Genomic DNA, 3517 nt, shown 5'->3' on the forward strand with positions numbered 1-3517 from the left:
AAACGATGGAGTGGATGGCTCCCGCTCACCGGCTGAGGCAGACTGCCTCGGCTGAAGAGCGAGGAGACGGACGATGAGTGAGATTGTCACGATTGGGCTGGATATCGCGAAGTCGGTGTTCCAGGTCCATGGTGTAGACGCTGCGGGTCAGGTGGTTGTGACCCGGCAATTGAAGCGCGGACAGATGTTGAAGTTTTTCGCGGCATTGCCTCCGGTTCTGATCGGGATCGAAGCCTGCGGAACGGCGCATCACTGGGGTCGGCAGCTCCAGAACCTGGGCCACGACGTAAAACTCATCCCGCCGATCTACGTGAAACCTTACGTCAAGCGGCAGAAGAACGATGCCGCCGATGCCGAAGCGATTTGCGAGGCGGTGACGCGGCCGACAATGCGGTTCGTCGAAATCAAGTCAGTTGACCAGCAGGCTGGCGGCGTGCTGCACAAAACGCGGGCACTGCTGATCAAGCAGCGGACGATGATGTTCAATGCCGTGCGCAGCCATCTGGCCGAATTCGGTCTTGTGACGGGTACCGGCGTGGCGCAGGTGGTGCGCATGGTCGATCGGCTTGCGAAAGGGGACGAACTCGATCTTCCGGAACTGGCGCGCGAGACACTCGGCGTCTTAGCGCGCCACATTCAAGAACTGCAGGACAAGCTCACCGGGATCGATAAGCAGTTGACCCGCTGGCATTATCGCAACGACGTCAGCAACATCCTTGAAACCATCCCCGGCGTTGGTGTGATCACCGCCTCGGCGCTCGCGTCGATGGTGACCAACGCGCAGAGCTTCAGGTCGGCCCGCCATTTCGCCGCCTGGCTTGGACTCGTGCCCCGGCAAAACTCGTCAGGTGGCAAGACCCGCCTGGGCAAGATTACCAAGGGCGGCAATCGCTACCTGCGACAATTGCTGGTCGTCGGTGCGACTTCAGTGCTGCGGCATGTCCGGGCGGGCAGCGTCAAAGGCTTTGAATGGGCCAAAGCCTTGCTTGATCGCCGTCCGCCCAAGGTCGTGGCCGTTGCTCTGGCCAACAAGATGGCGCGTATTGCATGGGTGGTGATGACGCGCGGCGTCGAGTATGAAAGAAAGGAATTGGCGATCGCAGCCTGATTGGCAGGCGATGGCAAAACAAGGTTGAGGTGTGAAGACCGACTGAAGGCAAGCCATTCGATCCACCGAGCTTCGGCAAACCTGCTTAGCGTACAGGACTTCGAGTCCGCGTAAACGATGAGGAGGCCAGGGCTGGCGGAATCCTTCAAGGCCAGCAGCCGTATAAAGGCTGCACATAAAGGCCGGACACGCGACTGCACTCGATATGGCATGTCAGAACGTCAGAAAATCGCACCGCAACGCGGGAGCCATCCACACGCGTACGCTAAGGGATCAGAGCGATTGCAGGGTGTGGAGCAGTTGGTATGAGGCCCGTTTGATTGCGCCATCGTAGCGGCCGAACGCGAACGCTGTCGCTTTCGCCTGTCTTTGGATCATGTCGGGATGCCGTTCGAAGGCTCGATCTACTGCAGCAAGCACATCGTCAGCACCTGATGCGACCTCTCCCAGATGCCAACCAGCGTACCTTGGATCGTCCTGCCAGTTAGCGCCATGCGCATTCACGAAAGCGACGGGCCGCGGCTTAGCGAGGAATTCGTAAAGCTGGCTCGACATGTCGCCCAGATAGATGTCGGCGGCCCGCGCATAGCTCATGTCGAACAGCTTGGGAGAATCCAGATCGACCGCGATGTGCTCTGGCACGGCAAGTTCCAGCCACCGCGCTCGCGCGATCGGATCGAGGTTTTCGAACGCGCGGACATGAGGGGCGAAGACCAAGTTGTACCGCTCCTGTTGGCGGAAACGGGCGATGACATCGCGAGCGATCCCGATCGAGGACAGCGCAGGATCAAAATGAGGGTTGTAGAAGACGGTCGGGCGATCGTTGTCGAACAATCGCGGTCCGGTGGGCAAGGCCTGCAAATAGTCGATCTTTATATAGCCCACGGCCGAAAGCCGCTTACGGCTGAGGCCTTGCGCGACGGCACGCTCGATGTCTTTCTGTCCGGGAACGAAGATGGCATCGAAGGCTCTCTGCTTGGCTTCGGAGGATGGTGCACGGTCGCCAGCGCCGTGGCGGAAATGTACCAGCGGACGCTTCCATCCGAGCCATCGCAACGCCGCAGAGGTGCGCTCGGGAACGATGATGGCCTGGGTCTTGCGGGCCTGCCATCGGATCCGCGCCAGCAGGGGCCCCTTCGCCGCCGAGCGGCTGCCCGTTATGCGCGCTGCAATCCTGCCCGCCCAAGGCCAGGCGATCTGCGTCACGGTCATCGTGCTGGCTCTCATCGCCGCAGCCACTGCGCGCAAGGCGGCGGCGGTGCGGTCGTCGGCGCAGATGCAGCGGACCGTGATATCCGGATGGCTCAGGCTAAGTTCTGCGGCGACCGGCGCGAGATGCAGGACCTGATGCTCCCCTCCGATGAATACGAACGTGAGATTGTTCAAATTCGTCATGCCTTGATCGATGGGCGCGCTTTTCGAGCGAGAAGCTTCTGTCCGTCCGTCCTGATCTCTCCGTTCGGCGTAACATGCCGGTAGAGCGTCTGACGCGTGATGCCCAGCTCGGCGCACAGCTCGGCGACCTTGGTTTCGGGTTTGCCCATAGCCGCCTGGGCAAGCCGCAGTTTGGCGGGCGTCATCTTGAACGGGCGACCGCCATGTCGGCCGCGCGCACGTGCCGATTCCAGACCGGCGCGGGTGCGCTCGACGATCAACTCGCGCTCAAACTCGGCGAGGCCGGCAAAAATCGCAAAGATCAACCGACCGTTGGCGGTGGTGGTGTCGATCGACGCGCCTTCGCCGGCCAGCACCTTGAGGCCGATGCCACGCTTGGTCAGGTCGCCGACTGTGTTAACGAGGTGGCGCAGGTCGCGACCGAGGCGGTCGAGCTTCCATATGACCAGCGTGTCATCACGGCGGCTCTGTTGCAAAAATCGTGAAGCTTGAGCATGCTTGGCGGAGATTGGACGGACGGAACGATGACGGATTTCAAGTGGCGCCATTTCCAGGGTGATGTGATCCTGTGGGCGGTGCGCTGGTATTGTCGCTATCCGATCAGCTATCGCGACCTTGAGGAAATGCTGGCGGAACGCGGCATTTCGGTCGACCATACGACGATCTATCGCTGGGTCCAGTGCTACGCCCCGGAGATGGAGAAGCGGCTGCGCTGGTTCTGGCGGCGTGGCTTTGATCCGAGCTGGCGCCTGGATGAAACCTACGTCAAGGTGCGGGGCAAGTGGACCTACCTGTACCGGGCAGTCGACAAGCGGGGCGACACGATCGATTTCTACCTGTCGCCGACCCGCAGCGCCAAGGCAGCGAAGCGGTTCCTGGGCAAGGCCCTGCGAGGCCTGAAGCACTGGGAAAAGCCTGCCACGCTCAATACCGACAAAGCGCCGAGCTATGGTGCAGCGATCACCGAATTGAAGCGCGAAGGAAAGCTGGACCGGGAGACGGCCCACCGGCAGG

2 protein-coding genes and 2 pseudogenes are annotated in these 3517 nt (G+C 61.2%); 2 read left to right on the forward strand and 2 right to left on the reverse strand.

Translation table 11 applies throughout. The features are described 5' to 3' along the window. The first annotated feature begins 73 nt into the window (after positions 1–73). Positions 74–1108: an IS110 family transposase gene (locus L286_RS27260; RefSeq protein WP_010338606.1), complete on the forward strand. Its 1035-nt coding sequence runs from the start codon at positions 74–76 to the stop codon at positions 1106–1108. A gap of 273 nt (positions 1109–1381) precedes the next feature. On the opposite strand, the gene L286_RS27265 is transcribed toward L286_RS27260, so the two are convergent. Both L286_RS27265 and L286_RS27270 read right to left on the reverse strand, forming a co-directional pair. After that, positions 1382–2494: a hypothetical protein gene (locus L286_RS27265; RefSeq protein ID WP_160167732.1), complete on the reverse strand. Its 1113-nt coding sequence runs from the start codon at positions 2492–2494 to the stop codon at positions 1382–1384. Positions 2495–2499: 5 nt separating this feature from the next. Then, positions 2500–2967, reverse strand: a pseudogene (locus tag L286_RS27270) (recombinase family protein); the annotation flags it as partial. A 60-nt stretch (positions 2968–3027) separates the two neighbouring features. Between L286_RS27270 and L286_RS27275 the strand changes: the two are divergent. Beyond that, positions 3028–3517 (forward strand): annotated as a pseudogene (locus L286_RS27275) (IS6-like element IS6100 family transposase); the annotation flags it as partial.

Origin of the sequence: Sphingobium sp. HDIP04 (genome assembly GCF_000445085.1) — a bacterium.
Lineage (GTDB): Bacteria > Pseudomonadota > Alphaproteobacteria > Sphingomonadales > Sphingomonadaceae > Sphingobium > Sphingobium indicum.

Coding starts and splice junctions, on each gene's coding strand:
- L286_RS27260 (WP_010338606.1), top strand. CDS start 74: ATGAGTGAGATTGTCACGATTGGGCTGGATATCGCGAAGTCGGTGTTC.